This window comes from Mucilaginibacter sp. L196, assembly GCF_009765905.1.
Classification (GTDB): domain Bacteria; phylum Bacteroidota; class Bacteroidia; order Sphingobacteriales; family Sphingobacteriaceae; genus Mucilaginibacter.
The window spans coordinates 945,188-967,546 of sequence record NZ_LMUO01000019.1; the positions used below are offsets into that span (position 1 = coordinate 945,188).

At 40.7% G+C, this 22,359-nt stretch carries 18 protein-coding genes; 6 read left to right on the forward strand and 12 right to left on the reverse strand.

All coding sequences use genetic code 11. The features are described from left to right. Positions 1-27 precede the first annotated feature (27 nt). The 3 genes from GSQ74_RS20490 to GSQ74_RS20500 form a co-directional block, all read right to left on the reverse strand. A complete protein-coding gene (locus GSQ74_RS20490) occupies positions 28-1,068 on the reverse strand; it encodes a PorP/SprF family type IX secretion system membrane protein (protein ID WP_254060937.1) in 1,041 nt (346 codons plus the stop codon). Further along, positions 1,065-7,328, reverse strand: coding sequence for a PKD domain-containing protein (locus tag GSQ74_RS20495; protein WP_158996066.1), 6,264 nt, complete (start codon positions 7,326-7,328; stop codon positions 1,065-1,067). The genes GSQ74_RS20490 and GSQ74_RS20495 overlap by 4 nt, the downstream gene beginning before the upstream one ends. Positions 7,329-7,502: 174 nt before the next feature. Then, positions 7,503-8,741: a nucleoside recognition domain-containing protein gene (locus GSQ74_RS20500; protein WP_158996067.1), complete on the reverse strand. Its 1,239-nt coding sequence runs from the start codon at positions 8,739-8,741 to the stop codon at positions 7,503-7,505. Between the two features lie 79 nt (positions 8,742-8,820). Between GSQ74_RS20500 and GSQ74_RS20505 the strand changes: the two genes are divergently transcribed. Both GSQ74_RS20505 and GSQ74_RS23035 read left to right on the forward strand, forming a co-directional pair. Next, on the forward strand, positions 8,821-9,255 hold the full coding sequence (locus tag GSQ74_RS20505; RefSeq protein ID WP_158996068.1) for a DinB family protein: 435 nt from the start codon (positions 8,821-8,823) through the stop codon (positions 9,253-9,255). A 98-nt stretch (positions 9,256-9,353) separates the two neighbouring features. After that, positions 9,354-9,569: a helix-turn-helix domain-containing protein gene (locus GSQ74_RS23035; RefSeq protein WP_371724829.1), complete on the forward strand. Its 216-nt coding sequence runs from the start codon at positions 9,354-9,356 to the stop codon at positions 9,567-9,569. Here the strand turns inward: GSQ74_RS23035 and GSQ74_RS20515 are convergent, their stop codons facing one another. Together GSQ74_RS20515 and GSQ74_RS20520 are read right to left on the reverse strand one after the other, a co-directional pair. Continuing rightward, positions 9,570-11,468 carry an OmpA family protein gene (locus GSQ74_RS20515; protein WP_158996070.1) on the reverse strand — a complete coding sequence of 633 codons (1,899 nt, stop codon included), beginning with the start codon at positions 11,466-11,468 and terminating at the stop codon, positions 9,570-9,572. Between the two features lie 39 nt (positions 11,469-11,507). Next, positions 11,508-12,131 carry a 7-carboxy-7-deazaguanine synthase QueE gene (locus GSQ74_RS20520; protein ID WP_158996071.1) on the reverse strand — a complete coding sequence of 208 codons (624 nt, stop codon included), beginning with the start codon at positions 12,129-12,131 and terminating at the stop codon, positions 11,508-11,510. A gap of 144 nt (positions 12,132-12,275) precedes the next feature. Between GSQ74_RS20520 and GSQ74_RS20525 the strand changes: the two genes are divergently transcribed. Together GSQ74_RS20525 and GSQ74_RS20530 are read left to right on the forward strand one after the other, a co-directional pair. Further along, the gene (locus GSQ74_RS20525; protein ID WP_158996072.1) at positions 12,276-13,043 is read left to right on the forward strand and encodes a hypothetical protein; all 768 of its coding nucleotides are present in this window, start codon (positions 12,276-12,278) and stop codon (positions 13,041-13,043) included. A 3-nt stretch (positions 13,044-13,046) separates the two neighbouring features. Then, positions 13,047-13,385, forward strand: coding sequence for a Rieske 2Fe-2S domain-containing protein (locus GSQ74_RS20530; RefSeq protein ID WP_158996073.1), 339 nt, complete (start codon positions 13,047-13,049; stop codon positions 13,383-13,385). A gap of 80 nt (positions 13,386-13,465) precedes the next feature. On the opposite strand, the gene GSQ74_RS20535 is transcribed toward GSQ74_RS20530, so the two are convergent. The 5 genes from GSQ74_RS20535 to GSQ74_RS20555 all read right to left on the reverse strand — a co-directional run bounded on the left by GSQ74_RS20535 (position 13,466) and on the right by GSQ74_RS20555 (position 19,314). Continuing rightward, entirely contained in the window at positions 13,466-14,347 is an 882-nt protein-coding gene (locus tag GSQ74_RS20535; RefSeq protein WP_158996074.1) for a bifunctional 5,10-methylenetetrahydrofolate dehydrogenase/5,10-methenyltetrahydrofolate cyclohydrolase, read from the reverse strand. A 98-nt stretch (positions 14,348-14,445) separates the two neighbouring features. Further along, positions 14,446-16,233, reverse strand: a complete 1,788-nt coding sequence (lepA, locus tag GSQ74_RS20540) for a translation elongation factor 4 (RefSeq protein WP_158996075.1) — start codon at positions 16,231-16,233, stop codon at positions 14,446-14,448. A 70-nt stretch (positions 16,234-16,303) separates the two neighbouring features. After that, positions 16,304-17,638, reverse strand: coding sequence for a DNA polymerase IV (locus GSQ74_RS20545; RefSeq protein WP_158996076.1), 1,335 nt, complete (start codon positions 17,636-17,638; stop codon positions 16,304-16,306). A gap of 61 nt (positions 17,639-17,699) precedes the next feature. Further along, the gene (locus GSQ74_RS20550) at positions 17,700-18,902 is read right to left on the reverse strand and encodes a sugar transferase (protein ID WP_158996077.1); all 1,203 of its coding nucleotides are present in this window, start codon (positions 18,900-18,902) and stop codon (positions 17,700-17,702) included. Positions 18,903-18,915: 13 nt separating this feature from the next. Beyond that, on the reverse strand, positions 18,916-19,314 hold the full coding sequence (locus GSQ74_RS20555; RefSeq protein ID WP_158996078.1) for a response regulator transcription factor: 399 nt from the start codon (positions 19,312-19,314) through the stop codon (positions 18,916-18,918). Between the two features lie 199 nt (positions 19,315-19,513). On the opposite strand from GSQ74_RS20555, the gene GSQ74_RS20560 reads away from it, so the two are divergent. Beyond that, positions 19,514-19,867 carry an Hpt domain-containing protein gene (locus tag GSQ74_RS20560; RefSeq protein ID WP_158996079.1) on the forward strand — a complete coding sequence of 118 codons (354 nt, stop codon included), beginning with the start codon at positions 19,514-19,516 and terminating at the stop codon, positions 19,865-19,867. On the opposite strand, the gene GSQ74_RS20565 is transcribed toward GSQ74_RS20560, so the two are convergent. Together GSQ74_RS20565 and GSQ74_RS20570 are read right to left on the reverse strand one after the other, a co-directional pair. Continuing rightward, positions 19,860-20,666 (reverse strand): glycosyltransferase family 2 protein, encoded by an 807-nt coding sequence (locus tag GSQ74_RS20565; protein ID WP_158996080.1) that lies wholly within the window; start codon positions 20,664-20,666, stop codon positions 19,860-19,862. The genes GSQ74_RS20560 and GSQ74_RS20565 overlap by 8 nt on opposite strands. A 62-nt stretch (positions 20,667-20,728) precedes the next feature. Continuing rightward, entirely contained in the window at positions 20,729-21,085 is a 357-nt protein-coding gene (locus tag GSQ74_RS20570; protein WP_158996081.1) for a VOC family protein, read from the reverse strand. 127 nt (positions 21,086-21,212) lie between these two features. Here GSQ74_RS20570 and GSQ74_RS20575 point away from each other — a divergent pair, with 127 nt between their 5' ends. Continuing rightward, positions 21,213-22,253: a YXWGXW repeat-containing protein gene (locus tag GSQ74_RS20575; protein WP_158996082.1), complete on the forward strand. Its 1,041-nt coding sequence runs from the start codon at positions 21,213-21,215 to the stop codon at positions 22,251-22,253. Positions 22,254-22,359: the final 106 nt, after the last annotated feature.

Genomic DNA, 22,359 nt, shown 5'->3' on the forward strand with positions numbered 1-22,359 from the left:
TGTTGTAAGGCTAATTATGTTATAAAATTAGTAAAAGTCATAACAATGTGTATTACCCTCAAATTTAGGAGGGGTATCCACACGGTTAGGGTTTATGGTTTGATAATTGAAACTTCCTTCGCTGCTGCCACTTGTGCCACCGTAACTTAAGCCTGAAACCTGAGCGTCGTGACTTACCCCTAACCTGAATTTCTCTCCCGAGTCTCTGTTTACAAACAAATCAAACACAAGCGACAGTACCAACGCACTCGGGCCACTTTGCCCGCCCGAACGATACATCAACCCGGCACTTACACTGCGGTGCTTATATTCAATCCCTGCAGCAGTCGACTGTGACGAAGATTGCCTGTAGTACACCACAGATGGGATTAAGTATGATTTTTCATCATCGCTCATGTTCTCATCAGCGTCCAGATCCAGTCGGTATGTCATGTAAGCCGTAGTACGGAATGGTAATTTAACAGGCACACCTGTAAATGAATCATTAGGGCTGTTAAGATGCTGTGTTGCCCCACCCACCATGAAATTTCCAACCACCAGGTTAATCCCGGCACCGGTGTCGAAATAATATTTATTGTTAAATGCTAACGCATCCGCCGCCGATGAAGCACCTGGAATTATCCCGAGTTGTGGATCTATCTGATCATCAAATACTAACTTACTGTAGTCAATATTCCTGTTGCCAACACCTGCCTGTATCCCGAACGATAGTATATAATCATCAGAGCCCACACTATACGAGTATATGCCCGCAATGCTATTTGTATTCAAAAATTGGCCTCCCTCGCTACTGCGGTTAAACATTAAGCCCACACCGCCACCAAATTGGGGTATATTGTAATCCATCTCGGCGGTAAAATAATTAGACGGACTACCGGATGTAGTATACTGTGTACGATAATTAAAGTTCGCCCTAAAATCACCCTGAAACTGGCCGTTTAAAGCTGGATTTAAATAAACCGGGGCATTAAAATATTGTGAATATAGGTGATCCTGCCCACGGGCATTCAATCCTGCAAGCAGCAAAACAGTAACATATAATATATATCGCTTTCTCAAATCCATCATCTTATTAAATTAACTGTTCCCGTTCTTTTGGGCAAAGAATTATTGTAGGACATTCCATTCCAAACCGACCCGTTTATAAAAGTGGCCGATGCCTGCCATATATAAGCTCCCTGCTGCATCAGCACGCCCCTAAACATGCCATCCCAACCCTCAACCGGCGATCCTTTGCTATCAAGTTTATTAGTTTCCCAAAGCAATTGTCCGTAATTATTGAATATTTGTAATTCCCATGTTTTAATACCTGAACCTTTGGCCATAAATAACCGCAGATCATAAGCAGAGCCGGTTGGCATAAACGCGTTGGGCAAAAATAATTGGCCAGGTGTACCGGTAACCCTTACAATATGTGTAACCTCACTGGTGCATGATCCATTATTGCTAATAATCAACTTTACCTGATAATAACCAGTATCAGCATAGCGATGCGAGGGATTTCGACCTGTAGAACTTGTACCATCACCAAAATCCCATGCCCAGCTAGATGGTGGACCCGTACTTTGATCAATAAACGAGAATTCATAGTTGGGTATAGTAACCACACTATCGGGTTGTTCAGTAAACTGCGCAATTAGAGGGGCATTCACATTTATAGTTTGTACTGTTGAATCAGCACATCCGGTAACCGTATTCGTTGCAGTTAATGTAACGGTGAATGGCGATTTCTTAAAATTATAATAATGCGGCTTTGGGGTAAAACTATACTCTGGCGTCGATCCGTCACCAAAATTCCAGGTATAGCTTAATGATCCGGGTGGGGTAGTACCGTTTTGGGTAGTGGTATTTAAAAAGGATATCGTGGCAGCACAATTCACATCGGTCGTAAACGCCGGCTGTGGAACAGGGTAAACCGTAATAGCTATTTTCGCAGACTCTATGCCCTGTGGCGAACAATTGTTAGCCGCTGTTATGCTTACCGAATAACTGCCGGCAATAGTAAATATATAAGGTAAGTTGGCTGTACCTGCAATAGGTTGTTCAATTAAATTTCCGTTAACATCATAAATATTATAATGATAAGAACTGCCACCACTTGAATTATTTACAAATGATACGTTCAGCGGCGCGCAACCGGAGCTTACATTATTTAAAATATACATCTGCGGTGTTACTGTTGGTGGCGAAATAACTATAGGTATATTATTAGTAGTAGCAGATGTGCCGCAAGGCCCAAATGCTGTCATATACACGGTATACTGTGTAGGTGTGTTAACATTAAGGGAGGTAAATATGGCGTCGGTTTTGTCGGTTTTATCTATTTCCTGCACTAAAGTATTGCCGTTATATAAATAAAACTTGTACGATACATTGTTGCCCGGCGAAACGTTTTGTACATCTAATGTAAACGGCGCGCATCCTGTTGTTTGTAGCGGCAATATCGCGGCTATTACCTTATCCGATGTGATGTGTATAGTATCATAAACCGGCGGGCGCTGATTACAATTACTCAGCACACTAAGCGATACTATGTAAGTTGTATCGGTTCCGTTTGTTGTTTCCTTAAAAAAATGTTGTGGGCTTGCTGAGATTGATGTTGTACCATCGCCAAAATTCCACAAAAACGAAGATCCGGATTGGTTATTTGATGTGTTTGTAAAGGTAACCGTTTGTGAGCCGCAGGAGTTAATAGTACTACCCTTAAAGCTTGCTATTACATCGGCCTTATCAATAATGGTAACCTGTGCCTGGCTACTGGCGCATGCGGTGGCACCAATTATGGTCCAGCTGAACGAGTAGGCGTTGCCACCTATCAAATTACTTATCGTGGTTTGATAATTGCTTGTATCGGCAAAAGTTACCGGGCTCCCTGATGTTTGATGCCAAACACCGGCATTACTGCCCGGACTGTTTCCCATTAAAGTATACGTTGTAGCCCCGCAAAGGCTGGTATCGCGACCGGCATTGGCAATAGGTGCGGGTTGGCTTACAGTTATAGTAGTAATTGTAGATGCAGAAGTATTACATGGGTTATTTTGAACAATAGCCTTGTATTGCGTGGTTTGTGTAAGGTTTTTATATAAGAGTATAGTAAGCGTATCTAATGGGGTAACGGTTTGCCATGTAGCGCCATCATTTACAGATTGTTGCCACATTACAATCTTTCCTACCTGGCCGGTTAGGTTTATTTGGCCGCTATTGCTGGTTGCACAAACAGTTGTTGGCCCGGTAGCTGCAGTAACGCCGGGTACGGTTTGCGCGTTATCAGTTATGGTAACTTCTGCCTGGCTATTGGCGCATGGCGAAGCTCCTTTTATGGTCCAGCTAAACATATAAACATTACCACCCTGCAAATTGCTTACTGTAGTTGAGTAATTGGTGGAGTCGGAAAAAGTAACGACCGGGCCCGAAATCAGGTGCCAAACGCCGGAGTTCGCACCCGGGCTATTCCCTTGTAACTTGTAAGTGGTAGCTGCACAAAGGGTTGTATCTTTCCCTGCATTTGCTGTCGGCGCAGGTTGGTTTACGGTAATAGTAGTAATAGTAGATGCAGAAGTACTACATGGGTTATTTTGAACAATAGCCTTGTATTGCGTTGTTTGTGTAAGGTTTTTATACAAGAGTATAGTAAGCGTATCTAATGGAGCAACGGCTTGCCATGTAGCGCCATTATCTACAGATTGTTGCCACATTATTATCTTTCCTACCTGGCCGGTTAGGTTTATTTGGCCGCTATTGTTGTTTGCACAAACAGTTGTTGGCCCGGTAGCTGCAGTAACGCCGGGTACGGTTTGCACGTTATCAGTTATTGTAACTTCTGCCTGGCTATTGGCGCATGGCGAAGCTCCTTTTATGGTCCAGCTAAACATATAAATACTACCACCCTGCAAATTGCTTACTGTAGTTGAGTAATTGGTGGAGTCGGAAAAAGTAACGACCGGCCCCGAAATCTGATGCCAAACGCCGGAGTTCGCACCCGGGCTATTCCCTTGTAAATTGTAAGTGGTAGCTGCACAAAGTGTTGTGTCTTTTCCTGCATTTGCTGTCGGCGCAGGTTGGTTTACGGTAATAGTAGTAACAGTAGATGCAAGTATACTGCATACGTTATTTTGAACAATCGCCTTATATTGAGTTGTTTCGGTTAAGTTTTTATATAAAAGTGTTGTAAGCGTATCTAGTGGAGCAACGGCCTGCCATGTAGCACCATTATCTACAGATTGTTGCCACATTACTACCTTTCCTACCTGCCCGGTTAAATTTATTTGCCCACTGTTTGCATTAGCACAAACAGTTGTTGCCCCTGTTGCTGCCGTAACACCGGATACCGTTTGTTTATTATCGGTTATGGTAACTACACTTTGTGATTGGCAGCCCGAACCTGTGGTTATAGTCCATTTAAATTGATATATATTGCCGGGTATCAAGCCTGAAACCGTTGGGTTTGCTGTCGTATCATTACTAAAAGTAACACCAGATCCGCTCGATACGGTCCATTTACCATTGCCAAATTCAGGTGAATTGCCATTTAAGGTATATGAGCTTGCCCCGCATAAGGCTGTATCTTTCCCGGCAACTGCGGTTACCGGTACCGGGTCAACAGTAACTACAGCGGTTACGGAACTACCCTGGCAACCACCGGCGCTGTAAGGTATTATGGTATAAGTTACATTGGCCGGGCTTGTTCCATTGTTTATCAATATATCTTTTATGGTAGTAGTACTAACAGTTGTACTTTGGTTAGTATTGCCGCTAACACCTGTAGGCGCAGTACTGGTCCATGTATATTTTGTTCCGCCAAGCTTAGTGGTCAGATTAATATTTGCAGGTTGATTGCTGCAAGTTATAGCATTGGTGGCTGTTGCCGTAAGTATAGGTAATGGCGTAACTGTAACGTTTAATGTTGCAGGCGTACCCGGGCAACCATTGCTGCTGATAGGGGTAATGGTATATGCTATTACCGCATTTGTAGTTGCTGTAGGATCCGTATTGATAAGCGAATCGACAATGATGCTTGTAGTACCTGACGCACCAAAGCCAGTAGCACTTCCAGATATAAGTTGGGCTGTCCACGTAAAAGTGCTGCCTGCATTATTGGATGTGATCTGGTAATTTAGCCGTTGGTTACTGCATAAAGTTTTTGTAAGGGCGCTGGTAACAGTACCAATTGGTGTAATGGTGATAATAACACTACTGGTAATTAAATTACAGGGTGACGCGTTAGATGTTGTAGCTTGTAAACTAAGGGTAACATGCCCGACAGTTATTTCAGCGGCGGAAGGTTTATAGGTTGTGCTTAATGAATCTGCACTTGGGGTATACGTGCCGGCGCCACCTATCCATTTATAATTAATTATTCCTGTGCCGGTAATTTTCCCCCTTAAATTGGCACTGGTTCCGGCGCAAATACTGGTGTCATTACCGGCAATAACTGTAGGCGATTGCTGGAATGTGATATGTTGCGGTGTAGAAGTAACCAGGCCACAAATATTTTGCTGTGTTACAGTTATAGTATAGGTAGCATAATCGGTGAAAATTATGTGAGGATATTTACTGCTCGATGAATATCCTGGTGCATAATTATAAGCACCGCCTGTTACTGTCCACGCGTAGGTATTAGCCTGGGGTTGCGTTGTGCCGGTTAATATGGTATAGGTTTTACTTGTTGTTAACGAATCAAACTTTAGTGTTTGATTCGTTCCGCATATCGAAAAATCGGGAGACAGCTTTGCTACTGCTGTTGCATCAACTACAATGGTATCAATTATGGGGGCCTTTACTGTACCGCAACTGGCTGTTGTGATAGATAGTGATATCTTATATATACCGCTAGAGGTGAATGTGAAATTCGGCTGCGCGCTGGTAGCATTAAATGTAACACCTGTTGATGGTGTTACCGACCATGTGTAAGTTAAGCTGTTATTACAGGTAGTATCAACAATCGATGTATTAATAGGCGTTACAGGGCCATTCCCAATACAAATATTTTTCTGTGCAATAGTAAAACTTGGCTGAGGCGGGTTTTGCACACAAATAGTTTGAGTAAAGTCAGTCGGCTGACATCCCGTACCGCTAATCGGATTCACTAAATGCAGCGATATAATGTGCGATCCTTCGGTGAGCGTAGTAACAAAGTTTTTGTTAAGCGGATAACCTGCTCCAACGATAGTACCATCAACCGACCAATTGTACCTGGCACTTGACGCATTATTACAAGGTTGAGGGATTGATGTATTTATAAATGACACAGCAGTTCCTGTACAGGCCACCGCAGGCCCTGTAAAAGCATTTATAGGTACATTATATATTTGTGCATCATCGCTTACTACAGTGCCTATCTTACCGCAATACTGGTTAGTTGTATAATAATTTACCGGGAATGCGTCTGTATTCGTTCCTGCCGTATAACCGCATGATGTTTTTGTATAGGTATGTGTAATTAATCCGTTAAGCGCTCTTATTTGGCAGAATGTATAAACACCGTTTGGTGTACCATCTCCCCAACTAATGGTGTATAAATTACCTGGGAAATTATTCTGAATACCTGTAGCCGATGTATAATCAACAGTATAAGTTAACTGCGCAGCTCCATTGACCAAACAAGCTTGGGCACCGCCAACTGTGCCAAAATTTGTGTTTACAACATTGTTTATTAATTGATAAGAGTAGGTGCTTACAACACCGGAAGCACTTACCGACCTAACTGTTACTAAATAGGTAGCTGCATTTGCTGTAAAAGTATATGAGGGATTTAGACCAACATTACCGGCTTCAACAGTTTGAGTAGACTCGTTGTAAAATGTAGCTGTAGTAGTAGATCCACTTGATGATGCATTGGTGAAAATATATTGCATCCCGTTTGATCCGCTGCATGTGCCATAAGTATCTGGATAGGTGGCGTTTCCTATTTCCGTAGATGGACAGGTTGCCGCAGCTGTGATACCTGTGGCTGCTGATATCGTAAATGTATTTGATATAGTACTGGCCACCGCCGGACTGGAAGATTTAATAAGGAAAGTATATGTCCCGGCCGCTGTACCTGCAGGTACTTTAAAATTAAATGCGGTACCATAAAAGTTTTGGATCGTATCAACCGGAGCGCCCGGTATGGGGTTACCGGATGCATCACATAAATAAAGGCTGTAAACGTTATTGGTATTTATACATCCGGAGGCATCGTTAACTGTAAATGGTACCGCGATTGTTGATCCGCTACCATACGGCCCCGGATCAACACTGCCAACAGTAATTGTTTGCGCAATTAATGAGGTAAATGCAAATAATAGGGGTAAAACCAGAAATACACTTTTGGCAAAAAACTTATTCATCCACTTACACGGGCTTCAGCTAAAAAGTCATTTTAAATTAGTAAGAAAAATAGCATTCCATAAACATATCATATGTTGCTATTCATCAGTTGCCTTTTCTACGAAAGAGGATATATTCTTGTTGCAAAAATTTAAGAATTAGTTAAAATTTCCGTGATGGAATTAACTGTCAGGTTAACCAAAAAAGAGATAAGAAATTAATATTGCCGTAACTATTCCTGCAAAATCAGCAATGAGCATTGCCGGTACAGTGTATCGTGTTTTTTTAATATTAACCGCACCGAAATATAAGGCGACAATGTAAAATGTGGTATCAGCAGTGCCATATAAAACGCTCGACATATGCCCTATAAAGCTATCCGGCCCATGAATTTTTAAGTTATCCAGCATCAATGCCCGGGCACCTGAACCACTTAGTGGTCGCAGGAAAGCAATCGGCAACACATCAACAAAACGGGTATCCATATTAAAATGGCTAAAGAACCATTTAAAACCATCGCCCAAATATGTTAATGCACCGCTTGTCCTGAATAAGCTTACCGCTACCAGTAAACCCACTAAATAAGGTATTATTTTGACTGATATTTCAAATCCTTCTTTAGCGCCTTCAATAAAAGCTTCAAATACATTTATTTTTTTGCGTAATCCGCCTAAAATAAAAATAACCGGTATGCCCAGATACATCATATTACTAAACACACCTGAAAACGCGCTGATCTGCGACTTATTCAAGAATGCAGTAAAATACCATATCAACAAACCAAGAAAAGCGCTTATACCCAACAGCCAGCTTAAAACAACCTTATCAAAAAGGTTTATCTTTTGTTTGATGGATACAACAATCAAACCGGCAACGGTTGCTACATAAGTAGCCACTATACAGGGGATAAAAATATCAGTAGGATCTTTAGAATGAAAAATAGCACGCTGCGCTATAATTGCGATAGGTAAAATAGTAAGCCCCGAAGCATGCAACACCAAAAACATGATCTGCGAATTGGATGCAGTCTCTTTATCCTGGTTCAACTCCTGCAGATCACTCATGGCCTTTAAGCCAAGTGGAGTAGCGGCATTATCCAACCCCAATAAATTAGCCGAAAAGTTTAGCATCATTTGGCCTATAGCAGGGTGGTTTTTAGGTACTTCAGGAAAAAGCTTATTAAAAAATGGGCCTACAATTCTTGATAAGAAATTAACAGCTCCGGCTTTCTCGCCAATGCGCATAATACCCAGCCATAACGACATGATGCCGACTAATGGCAACGCAATATCCATAACAGCAGATTTGGCTGAATCTAACGTGCCATCTGCCATTAGCCTAAAAATCTCGGTATCGCCAAAAAAAATCAGCTTAACCAGCCCGATTCCAAAAGCGATCAAAAAGAAGAATACCCAGATATAATTAAGCGCCATTATATACTATTGAAGGTTTGAAGATAATTGTTTTTTAATAATTATTGGTAAATTATCAAACTTTAGGCACATTACTGATATGGAAGAGATAGTACAAAATTTAGCGGAAGCGATTGACAGTTTTTTAAAGATCGAACAACAAAACATCGACTGGGATTTTAAGATCAGAGAAGAAAAGTGGTCGAATAAAGAGATCATCGGGCATTTAATTGACAGTGCACAGGTTAATCTTCAGCGTTTTGTACGCTGTACTTATGAACAAAATTTTAAACTGGTATATGCCCAGGATGAATGGGTAGCGGCTTCACATTATCAAAATGCGGATATTAAAGAGGTTTTGGATTTATGGATTTTACTTAACCGGCAAATCATCAGGGTTTTAATTAACTATCCGGAAGACAGATTAGAAGTAACCTGTGACACTGGCAAAACCGAAGTTCAATCACACTCAGTTAAATGGCTGGCAGAAGATTACGTAAGACACATGCAACATCATCTGAATCAGATCGCATAAATTACGATTTTATAATTAATTAAAAAAATAATAAATTAATTATAAAATTATTATTGATTAGGTTTCGTATATGTATTTATACAACTACTTAATCAATGATGTACAAAAAGGAAATAAATAAAATTTTAGCCACCATAAAAAAGAGAAGATCGCAATTAGGCTATACCCAAATGTTTATTGCAGAAAAATTGCATATTACCCAAAATGTTTACAGCAAAATCGAATCCAATAAAATAAAGCTCACGGTCTGCAGGCTCTCCCTGTTATGCGATATACTGGAAATAGATATTGTTAGTTTATTGAGATCAGTTTAACTATTTAGCAATTATCTTAAACTCTGTACGCCTGTTTTTACTGCGGTTTTCATCGCTGGTATTAGGTAAAATAGGCTGCGTTTCGCCATAACCTTTGTAAACCAATCTGGTTGGGCTTATACCACTAGTTACCAGGTATTGATAAACAGATTTTGCCCTGTTTTGCGATAATACCTGGTTTAACTGGTTATTACCAACATCATCAGTATGACCCGAAATTTCAATATGGATGGTAGGGTTCTGTGTTAAAAAGTCTATCAGTTTTTGTAATTCAGCTTTTGAATCCGGTTTAATATCATACTTATTGGTATCAAAAAATATGTTATTTAAAATTACCTTATTACCGACCTCAATTGGCGATAGTTCAACAACAATATTAAACGGATTTTTAGTTTCCCGCCCAACTAACGAAAAATTAGCAGAGTAGAAGAGGTACCCATCCTTTGAAACGTTCAAACCATAGTTTTTTCCGGCGGTAAGCGTAGCCAGAAAGTCGCCATGCTCTGCCGAGCTGTAATCCTGGTAAACAGGTGTGTTTTTTTCAAGGTCGATAATTTCAACAGCAGCTTCCAATGGTTCCCTGGTTTTGGCATCTATCACTATACCTTTAACATAAGTTACCACATGAGGGCGATCAATAAGAGGTAATTCAAAAGTATAAATATCAAACCCGCCATAGCCATCTAATTTGTTCGATGCGAAGAAAGCATATTGCCCGCTTGGGGTAACGCTTAGTCCGTTCTCATCTCCGCTGGAATTGATCGGATAGCCCAGGTTAGTAGGTTTTTGCCATTTACCATCTTTACCCAATCGGCTCATAAATAAATCCTTGCCGCCTAAACCCGGCCAACCATCGGAACAAAAATATAAAGTGCTATCATCAGCATGTATATAAGGCGACTGCTCATCGAACGAAGTATTGATATTGGGCCCCAAATTCTCAGGCTCACTCCAACCTTTATCTGTAACGGTTGATTTCCAAATATCGTAACCACCATAACCGCCTTTACGGTTGCTTACAAAATAAAGCGTCCGCCCATCAGAACTGATTGATGGTTGCGATTCCCAGCCCGGTGTATTTACCGGCGGATTAAGGTCATAGGGTTTGCCCCAGCCGTCCCCCTCTTTTTTAGCTATGTAAATATCGCATCTGCCCAAACCATCAGGTCGGTTACATCCGGTAAAAAACAGATATTTTCCATCCTGCGATATCGATTGCGCCCCCTCGTTATAATTAGGCGTGTTAATATTACTGCTTAAATAGGTAGCGGTTTGCCATTTGCCATCAACCTTAACACTTTGATAAAAATCCTCATTATGGTTTATTTGGCGGGTAAATATTAAGGTGCTTTCGTCAGCGGTTTCTTCCGGCAAGTATTCATCATCTGCGGTATTTATCGCAGGTCCCATATTAATAGGGGTAAAAGGTACCGGGTGTTTTATGGCCTCAATACTAAACACACAGTCTTTCAACAGTTTTTTTGTAAGAAAGATATTTTGATCTGTAATATTCGGGTAGGTGAGGTATTTCTGCAGATGTTGCTGTGCCTGCTCGTATTGCGCCATGCTGATCTCCATGGTTCCTAATTTTAGGTATACAGCACGTGTAAAATCAGGGTTAAGGCTAATAACAGTCAGGTATTCTTTGATTGCCTCCTTATTTTGATGAAGTAAGCCGTAAACATCAGCTAATTGTTCATGTGCCTCAACAAAATTTGAGTCTTCTTCAATCGCTTTTTTTAATTCAGTTACCGCGGTTTCAAACTCATGGTAGTCCAAACTTTGACTGGCTAATGCAAAATGCTTTATGGCCTGTTCGTTTGTGGTCGAATAATGGCCCTGGCCAAAACTGAAAATTGATAAGAAAATAAGAATAACCGAACAGAATACAATCTTCATCGTTGTTGATACGATATTTTGTACCCTAAGTTACATTTATTAAGGGATATTTAAATATTTGTGTGTTTGTAATGATATTTCCCAGTGTGGGTTATTCATTACGTACTCCACAATAAGCGGGATCATCTCTTTTGATTTCGACCATTCCGGTTGCAGATATAGCTTACAATCAGGTGATACCAGTTTGGCATGCTGCTCGGCCCACTCAAAATCCGATTTATTAAACACAATAACCTTAAGCTCATGCGCTTTTTCAGCAACGCTGATCGTTGGACCTTTAAATTTTTTGGGTGACAAACAAATCCAATCCCAACTACCTGAAAGCGGGTAAGCGCCGGATGTTTCAATAAAGGTTTTGATTCCCCTTTGCTGTAGTTGCGCAGTAAGGTAATCCATGTTATATATCAACGGTTCGCCACCGGTAATTACAACAGCTTTAGCGGGGTGCTGCATCGCGTTCTCTACAATTATATCAGCAGCGGTAAGGGCGTGTAGTTCAGCGTCCCAGCTTTCTTTTACATCGCACCAATGGCAGCCAACATCGCAGCCGCCAAGGCGTATAAAATATGCTGCCTTACCGGTATTGTATCCTTCTCCCTGTATGGTATAAAACTCTTCCATTAAAGGAAGCAATGTGCCGTCATCCGGTATTTGGTGTGCCATAATAAGCCGCAAAGGTACTTTTTTAAGCTGAAAGGTTAAAGTTGAAAGGTAAAAGGTGGTTTTCTAATGATAATCTAATATGTTTCAGTTACTTGGTGTTTTAATTGTTGTTATTTTTATTTATTATTACTTAAATTTTACGCTGTGAAAAAAATCAGAATTTTACTTGGTTTTTTAGTGCTGTTTAGCTTCAGCTCATGCGTGGATATTGAAGAACATTATGATTTTAAGGCTGATGGATCATGTAACGTAGTTTATACGTTTGATATGGGTAAAGCCGTATCAGTATTGATGAACCTGATGTCTGATTCCGTTCGCGCCACTCCGCAATTCGCCATAAAAAAAGATACTTCGCTCAACTTTTACAGTGCCCTGCCCGATAGCACCCAGATGAAAATGAACCTGGATGATATAAACATGGCAAAAAGTAGTACTCTTGATGTTAAAATGGACCTGCAAAAAAGTGTGATGAAAGTAAGTATCAATCACTTCTCAAAAAATACTGCCGACCTGCAATACTATTTACAGCATATCTCAAAAATATCGATGAGCAGCAAACAACTTAACTCAGTCACCAAAGAAAGCGGCCCTTCAAATGGTTTCGACGCGCAGGAACTTGTTGCCGGGCAGGACTATTATTCGTACGATATTACCCCCCACAGATTTTACCGCATAATTGATAAAGTTAAATTTAACGCTTTTTTAAAGAAGACCCAATCAACACTCGCCATGGCTAAGGCTATGCTAATAGATATGCCTTACAAGGTGGTGCTTAATTTTGCTAAGCCCGTTAAAAAGGTGTCAAACTCCAGAGCCATTGTTTCTGCCGATAGGAAACGCGTAACATTAATAACTAATATGGATGCTGTAATAAAAGATCCTTCAGTTATGAATTTAAAGATCGATTTTTGATAGATGAAGTGGTATAAAATACCGGATGTAAAGAAAACAGATCAGCCATTCATTAAAAAAGTAAAAGTCGGCAACAAAAGCATTTGTTTAGTGGGGTATGAGGGTGAGCTATTTGCTTTGTCAGCAATATGCCCGCATGCTGGCGAAGATTTAAGCCGTGGATGGTGCGCTGAAGGAAAGCTTGTTTGTCCGGTACATCGCTTCTCTTTTAATCTACATACAGGCAGGGGTAGTCCGGGCCAAAATGATTATGTGGAAACTTATCCGGTTGAAGTTAGGGGTGATGATATTTACATCGGTATAACTGGCCTTTGGGAAAAGATAAAACAGGCTTTTAAATGATGTTGATTGATACTTTATTGAGTTAAGTAGGTTGATTAAGTTGGATTTATAACCCAGTCAACCTACTTAACCCGATCAACTTAAGAATAAACTTCTTTCTTAGCCGATGCCAAAGTATTCTTCAACAATCCAATAATGGTCATCAAACCAACGCCGCCCGGTACCGGGGTTATCCATGACGCTTTTGGTGCTACATTTTCAAAGTCAACATCACCATAAAGCTTAAAGCCTGATTTGGTTACGGTTGATGTTTCGCGATTCATACCTACGTCGATGATCACTGCGCCTGTCTTAACCATATCTGCGGTAATAAAATTCTTTTTGCCGATAGCTACGATCAATATATCAGCGTCCAACGTGAATTTCTTAATATCTGGTGTGCGACTGTGACAAATAGTTACGGTGCAATTACCGGGATTAGCGTTACGCGCCATTAAAATACTCATCGGCGAACCAACAATGTTGCTACGACCAACTACCACGCAATGCTTGCCTGCGGTCTCAATACCGTATTCTTTTAGCATCAAAGTAATGCCATAGGGGGTTGCTGGGATGAATGATGGCAAATTACGCTGCATACGCCCCAAATTAACCGGGTGGAAACCATCAACATCCTTACGGTAATCAATACGCTCGGTTACTTTTTCAGGGTCGATATGTTTGGGTAGGGGAAGTTGTACGATGATACCATCTATGTCCGCGTCAGCATTCAGTTCTTCAACTTTTCTAAGTAGCTCTTCTTCGGTAACGGTATCCTCATAACGAACCAGGCTCGATTTAAAGCCTACGTTTTCACAGTTTTTTATTTTGCTTGCAACGTAAGTTTCGCTGCCGCCATCATGACCAACCAATACCGCCACCAAATGTGGTTTGCGGCCTGTGTCTGCCAATATTTTAGCCGCTTCCTCAGCTATTTCAACCTTAAGTTTTTCTGATACGTATTTTCCGTCAAGTAATTGCATTGTAACCCCCTAACCCCCTGAAGGGGGAAGAATAGTGAATAAATATTTTTATAGCTCCCGCAGCGTGCTAGTCGCTCCCCTTCAGGGGGCTGGGGGGCTTAATCCAGTTTTAACACCGCCATAAAAGCCGATTGTGGTATCTCTACATTACCAACCTGGCGCATGCGCTTTTTACCTTTTTTCTGTTTTTCCAACAATTTACGCTTACGCGATATATCCCCACCGTAACATTTGGCGGTAACATCTTTACGTAAAGCTTTAACTGTTTCGCGGGCTATAATTTTAGCGCCGATAGATGCCTGTATAATTATTTCGAATTGTTGACGGGGAATTAATTCCTTCAACTTTTCGCATATTTTTTTACCAAAATCAAACGAGTTACCGCGGTATATCAATGATGATAACGCATCAACCGGTTCTGAGTTTAAACGGATATCCAATCTTACTAAATCCGACTGCCGGTAACCGATCTGGTGATAATCAAACGAGGCATAACCTTTAGATATAGTTTTTAGTTTATCGTAAAAATCAAATACGATTTCACCCATTGGCATCTCGAATATCAGCTCTACACGATCTGACGTTAAATACGACTGGTTTTTGATAAAGCCACGTTTTTGGATACATAATGACATTACCGAACCCACAAATTCAGATTTGGTAATGATTGTAGCCTTGATATATGGCTCTTCCACATAATCTATCCTGCTTGGGTCAGGTAGATCTGATGGGTTATTTACTATTATCGGGTCACCTTTGGTAGTGTGTGCAATATAGGAAACGTTAGGTACGGTAGTAATTACCGTCATGTTAAATTCACGCTCCAAACGTTCCTGGATGATCTCCATATGCAACATGCCCAAGAAACCGCAACGGAAACCAAAGCCTAACGCGGCTGATGATTCCGGTTCAAAAACCAAAGAGGCATCATTTAATTGCAACTTACCCATTGATTCGCGCAGCTCCTCAAAATCATCGGTATCAACCGGGTAAATACCGGCAAATACCATTGGTTTTACCTCTTCAAAGCCTTGTATACCCACTTCGCACGGGCGGTCAATACTGGTAATGGTATCACCAACCTTAACTTCACGGGCTTCTTTTATACCGGAAATGATGTAACCTACATCACCGGTTTTAATTACATCCTTTGCAAAAGGTTTTAGTTTTAACGTACCAACCTCGTCAGCAAAATATTGCTTTTCGGTAGCTACGAATTTTACTTTTTCGCCTTTGCGTATCTCGCCGTTTACCACCTTAAAGTAAGCGATAATACCACGGAACGAGTTGAAAACAGAGTCAAATATCAACGCCTGTAATGGCGCATCCGGGTCGCCAACCGGGGCGGGGACACGGTTAACAATGGCGCGCAACATTTCGTGCACACCCATACCTGTTTTACCTGATGCCTCTAAAATATCCTCGCGTTTACAACCGATCAATTCAACAATCTGGTCTTTAACTTCCTCGGGCATAGCACCAGGTAGGTCCATTTTATTAAGAACCGGGATAATCTCCAGGTCGTTTTCTAAAGCTAAGTACAGGTTCGATATGGTTTGCGCCTGTATTCCCTGCGCTGCATCCACAATCAATAAAGCGCCTTCGCAGGCAGCTATTGAACGTGAAACTTCGTATGAAAAGTCAACGTGGCCTGGAGTATCAATCAGGTTGAGCGTATATTTTTGCCCATCCATTTCGTAATCCATTTGTATGGCATGGCTTTTTATGGTGATGCCGCGCTCACGCTCAAGATCCATATCGTCAAGCAATTGTGCTTGCGACTCACGTTGAGTAATGGTGTTAGTATATTCTAATAACCTGTCTGCAAGAGTACTCTTACCGTGGTCAATATGCGCTATGATACAAAAATTACGAATGTGCTTCATTGAAGCGCAAAAGTAGGGTTTTTAGGCGGATAATAAAAGCCCGATTTAAGCAGGTAAACCCTCATCTATATTAATATCTCTGATCAAAAAAGTCTTCGTCTGGTAATAGGTTTTTGGCTGTTGCAGATGGCATTTTGTAATCCAATTCTGTTAAATCTTTTACCGAACCAAAGCCGATAACATCTTTAATAACCTTACCATCGGTCATTTCCATAGCACGGATCAGTTTATCAGAGCCGAATTTGTTCTTTATCTCGTGCATGGTTTTTAGTGCGGTATCCTGGCGCTCCATATCGTCAAAAAGACTATAGAACATATTGCCGGTATTCACAAAGTTGGTTACAGCTACCCGCATCTGGATGATATTGTTATTGAATATGGGGCCGGTACCTGTTAGTTTTTCAAACTTATCCGCTCTTAATTTTATCATGCGCATCAGGCTTACGGCATCCTGTATGGGGAGGGTTATAGCAAAGCCATCATCCCATCGGGTGCCATCTTCATAGCGGGCAGTAAAACCTATCGACTTACAATAAAATTTGTGATACACCATGCGTTTCTCCAAAGTGAGGCAAAGCGTCATGAATAATTGCTCTATATATTCAGGCTGTTTTCTTTTTTCTGCGGAGATCTGCCGCATAGCCTGCATGCCTTTATAATCATGCGCTACTATATTGGTTTCAATAAAATTTAAACGATAGTGCCAATAAATGCCGTCAATACTTTTAAAAATACCTTTTAAGCGTTGTGGCGTTGCATAGCGCATTTCAAGTGGCGTTTTAATTCCGGCACGTTCTAATCTGTACGACATATTTCCCCCGATACCCGGCAAATCACCAAGCTTTAATTCACTCAAAACGCTATCAATATTTTGCGGGGTAATCATCATCAACCCACCCGTTTTTTTACCACGAACAGAGGCTAATTTGGCCAGAAACGCATTGGGTGCTATACCAACAGAGCATTCCAGCCAATCGCCAACCTGGGTCAAAATATCCCGCTTAATTTGCCGGGCAATGGTTAACGGGTCTGAATGTTCGTAATTGGTTAGGTTTATGATAGCTTCATCAATACTTTTAGGCACTACGTCCTGACAATATTGCTGTAATACGTTAATTATTTTGGTATGAAACTGCCGATAACGGGCCGGATTACTTTCAACGGGGATGAAATCAGGGTGCAAAGCCATTACATCGTTTAAACGTGTGCCTGCTTTTATACCCAACGCCTTTGCTTCGGTAGATAATGAGATCACACAACCATATTTGCCGGTATAAACGCATACACCAACAGGGCGGTTGCGCAGCCAATAATTTACCTGCTGTTCACAACGGGCAAAAAAGCTGTTCATATCCACAAACAACACCCTCGCTTCAGCCTTTACTTGTATGGAGTTTTGATTCATATAACAAAATTGCTAAAAATATTAGTAACAACAAGCAATGTGGAAAGAAAATTAAGATTATCTAAACGTTTTCTTTTTGCAATAGGGCGGGGATAGTTTTGAATATCAACTTCAGGTCGTTAATCATGCTATGATTTTGGGCGTAGGTATTATCAAGCATCAAACGTTCTTCTTCGCTCATGTCGCCCTTGCCACGTTTTTCAACTTGCCACAAGCCGGTTATTCCTGCGGGAGCAGCAAAGCGTAAGGCATATTTATCAGTAGTCAATTTTTCAGCTTCATATAAAGGCAGCGGTCTGTTGCCAACAATGCTCATGTTGCCAATAAATACGTTCCAAAGCTGCGGTAGTTCATCAATACTCGCATTCCTGATGAAGTTGCCAATTTTAGTGATCCTCGGGTCATTCTTTATCTTAAAGAATGCCGAATCGTGATTTAATTTTCTTGAATCCTGGTATTGCTTTTCGCACCATCTTATCTTGTCTGCATATAGCGGGAACTGGCATTTTCCGTAAATGGTACAATCGTTACATAAAAAGCCACTATCATTTGTTATTTTTTCTCCCGTTCCTGCTTCTATATCATACTGGTTTAAATGTTTAAGATCTTTTAATCGCTTATCCGCATTCACATACATCGATCTAAATTTGTAAAATTTAAACACCCGGTAGCCTGTTCCAACTCTATATGAGTAATAAAAGGCGGGGCCTTTTGATTCCAATTTTATCCAGATATAAACCACCAAAAATATAGGCGACAAAAACAGCAGTGCCATCCCGGAAAAGAATATATCAAATGCACGTTTGCCAAATGGATTTTTATATACTACCTGATTATTCTTTTTTAACTTAACATGTATTTCGCCCCAATGATCAATTAAAAAATTAACCCTGTTTTCAATGTTTTTAACTTTGATGGGCCTAGCGAAAAAATCAGTAATTCCTGCATCTAATGCAATCTTGCGTAGGTTTTTGTCTATGTGTTTGCCAATTAATAATACCGGTACTTTATTAAAATGCCGCTTATTAAGGCTTTCAATCAGGTTTACCCCGTATCTACCCAGTATATCGCTTTTGGAAATTATGGCTACTATGTTGTGCTTTTTTTGCTCCCAGTCCGAAAATAATTCTTCATCATCTTTGAAATTGATAAGCTGGCGGCCACCAAAATCGCACTCATTTGCAAGGGTTGCGTACAAATCTTCATCGGCACGCAATAAAGCAATTGTTTGATCGCTTTTAGGTATCACAGCACTATCCGTCATGGTATTAAGGGGGCTATTTACCAACTCTTCTTAAAACTACTCTCACTCTTGCTTCTAGTTCTGCCGGGTTAAATGGTTTTACTATATAATCATCTGCGCCGCTATTCAAACATAATATTCTTTTTTCAGAGCTATCTTCGCCTGAAACAATTATAACAGGTATGGTCTTAAAAAAGTCACTCGCCTGTAATTGCGCAAGTAATTCAAGGCCGGTAATTTTAGCAGTATTTAAGTCAGAAATGATCAAATCGGGGATATTGCCGTTTTGTATAGAGGCTAAAGCATCCATACCATTAACAAAGATTTCAGTTTTATATTGATTGCTTAAAAACTCCTTTAAAATAAGCTGCATATATAAATCATCTTCAACAATAAGAATCCTGATTTGCTTAGTAGCGGTGGCTGAGCTCATATATAAATTAAACGATGTAGCTAATGTAAACAAAAAACGCTGTAATTTTTTTAATATTAAGAAAATTACAGTGTACGGAATGCTTTGTTATTATGTTTGGCTTACGTAAAATAGCGCCAAATGTTTCATAAGAAATGTTATAAATGATATTTTTTACATTGATAAAAGTTTATACATTTATCTGAAACTATACAAAGTAATGAGTGCCAATAAACCTTACGATTTAACTACTATATACGCCATAAGTGATAATAATCCGGAATTTTTAGAAAAGCTTTTACTTGTTTTTACGGATGCTGTAAGTAATGATATTACAGCTCTTAAGGTTGCGGCCGATAATAATAACTGGCCAGAAGTTGGCCAGCTGGCACACAAAATAAAACCCTCATTAAGTCATTTTGGTATAACATCGTTAACGGATGTTATACGTGGGCTGGAACATAATAGTGGTACAGATCCATCCTATCTTAAAGCGATGGTAAATCAACTTGATAATGTGATGGGTAATGTGCTGATGGGTTTAAAAGAAGAATTTCCGGCTGTGTTTAGGTAATATTAAATATCCTTTTTATACGTTTTATGGTTCCTTTAATTAGGCCACCATCAATTTGTATGCGCCTGTCGGTTGTCCAAACTATAGCCTTGGGGCTGGTTACCTGGTAAAGTTTCCCAAACCCTTTATTGTTTAATTTTAGTGCCAGGTAACCATCTTCGTTTGATCCCGGCGGATGGTTAAACCCATCAACCTGCAAACCCTGTTCACGCCTGAAACCCGAATTAAAACCATAGACATTTACAGCTTCGGTTTTAAATTGCTTGTTATATAACTTGCTTAAATCAGAGAAATATTCATAAAAGAAATAAGTACCCCTACCTGTGCTACCCACTGGGATAAATGAGAACCGGCCATAAGTAATAGCATTAGCATCATTATCCAAAGGTTTTACCATTTCCTCTATCCAATCTTTTGGGTATATGGTATCCGCGTCGGCATTCAAAATATATTTACCGGTAGCTTTTCCCAATCCTGTGTTACGGGCAGGGGTGATGCCTTGCGTAGTTTCTAATATGCAGGTAACACCACAGGCTTTTACTAATTCTTCTGTTTTATCCCTCGAGTTATTATTTACCACAATTATCTCCACCGATCGGCCTGTAACATTATTGCAAAGGGATGCAAGTGTTTGCACAATATTGGTTTCCTCGTTATAAGCGGGCATAACTATTGAAACTTCCGGTTCGCCCTTTAATAAATTATGATAAATCTTATCAATACTCGCTAACACATCTTTTGAAAAATAGTCGAGTTTTAAATAGCTGTTTATGTATGGGGGGATTTTAAGGGGGCGCATCAAGCGGTATATTAAATGAACAATTCCTTATTTATACTTGTAATTATGATATTTTGCTCAGGTCATTCCCCTTCGCGTAAAACAAAACTGTTACCGTCCGGATCATAAAAAGTTGCAAACTTACCCCATGGTGTTGGATCAATATCTTTAATATTTACACCTTTGGCTTTAAGTTCGGCTACGTCCTCTTCAATATCTTCGGTTTTTATTACCACACCGGCTAATCCGCCGGGTTGCATTTGTGCAAACCAGGTTACCAGTGAAATAGATGTGGCCTGCCCCGGGATGCCTAATTGTATCCAGGTATTTCCATCGCCCATCGGTGCCTCAATAATTACCTCAAATCCAATAGTCAAATAAAACTGTTTTGACGCCTCCTGATTACTAACAGGAACCGATATAACCTCTAAAAATTTCATAATAATTGATCAATTAAATCATATTGGTTTAAAAGTTAAAGATAAACTTTTAATATATATTACAATTAATAAACCAGTATCTTAAACCTTTACCTAATTATCGTGTTCATATAAAAAACATACTATAATGAAAACGATAATAAAAAGTATACTGTTGATTACGGGCCTTGCAATAGCAGCGCCCTGTACCTATGCCCAGGTAAGTGTGGGCATAGGAATATCAGCTCGTATAGCGCCTCCAGCTATACCTGTTTATGTACAACCCGAATGCCCGGTTGATGGCTACTTGTGGACTCCGGGTTATTGGGCATGGGACAATAACGATAATGACTATTACTGGGTTCCGGGGGTTTGGGTGGCTCCACCTGACCCTGGTTATTTATGGACCCCGCCTTATTGGGCTTTCGCAGGTGGTTATTATGGTTTCCATGCAGGCTATTGGGGCTTAAGTGTGGGCTATTATGGGGGTATTAATTATGGCTTCGGTTACGGCGGCATAGGGTTTTACGGCGGTATGTGGTCTGGCGGCAGGTTTAGGTATAATACTGCTGCGTGGAGAGTAAATTCACGCGTGGTTCGTAATACTTACGTTAACAACAATTACGTACGCAACAATAATCGTTATAGTTTTAACGGCCCCGGCGGCTCAAATGCAAGGCCAACAAGGCAGGATGCTTTAGCCGCACGTGGTCATCATATTCAGGCTACACGTAACCAGGTGGCTGTTCAAAACAGCGCCAGAGGTAACCGCAATCAGCGTGCTTCGGTAAACAAGGGCAGGCCTTCAGTTGCATCCATGAATAGGGCTAATGGTAGTAGGTTGGGCGCTCAGGGGCATGCTGCACCTGCTGTGCGTGCTACTAACAGAGGTGGTGCAACTCGCAATGCTGCAACAACTTCACATCGTGCTGCTGCTCCGCAAAGGAATACACAGGTTCAGCATAGCCAACAAAATACAGCTGTACGTCATCAGGCGCAGCAACAACGTATGCAAGCACGCCCGCAGCAAAGGCAACAACAAGCTCGCCCACAAATGCAACAGCAAAGGCAGCAACAAGCTCGTCCACAAATGCAACAGCAAAGGCAGCAGGCTCGTCCTACGGGCGGTGGCGGTCGTCCGGCAGGCGGCGGTGGTCATCAAGGTGGCGGCGGCGGTCATCGTAGATAACGTTAAGAGAATCACACTTAACAACGCCCGGTTAATACCGGGCGTTGTTGTTTAATAGAATTTAATTAGCTAAAACTGTACAACTAAATAGTTGTTATTACTATAA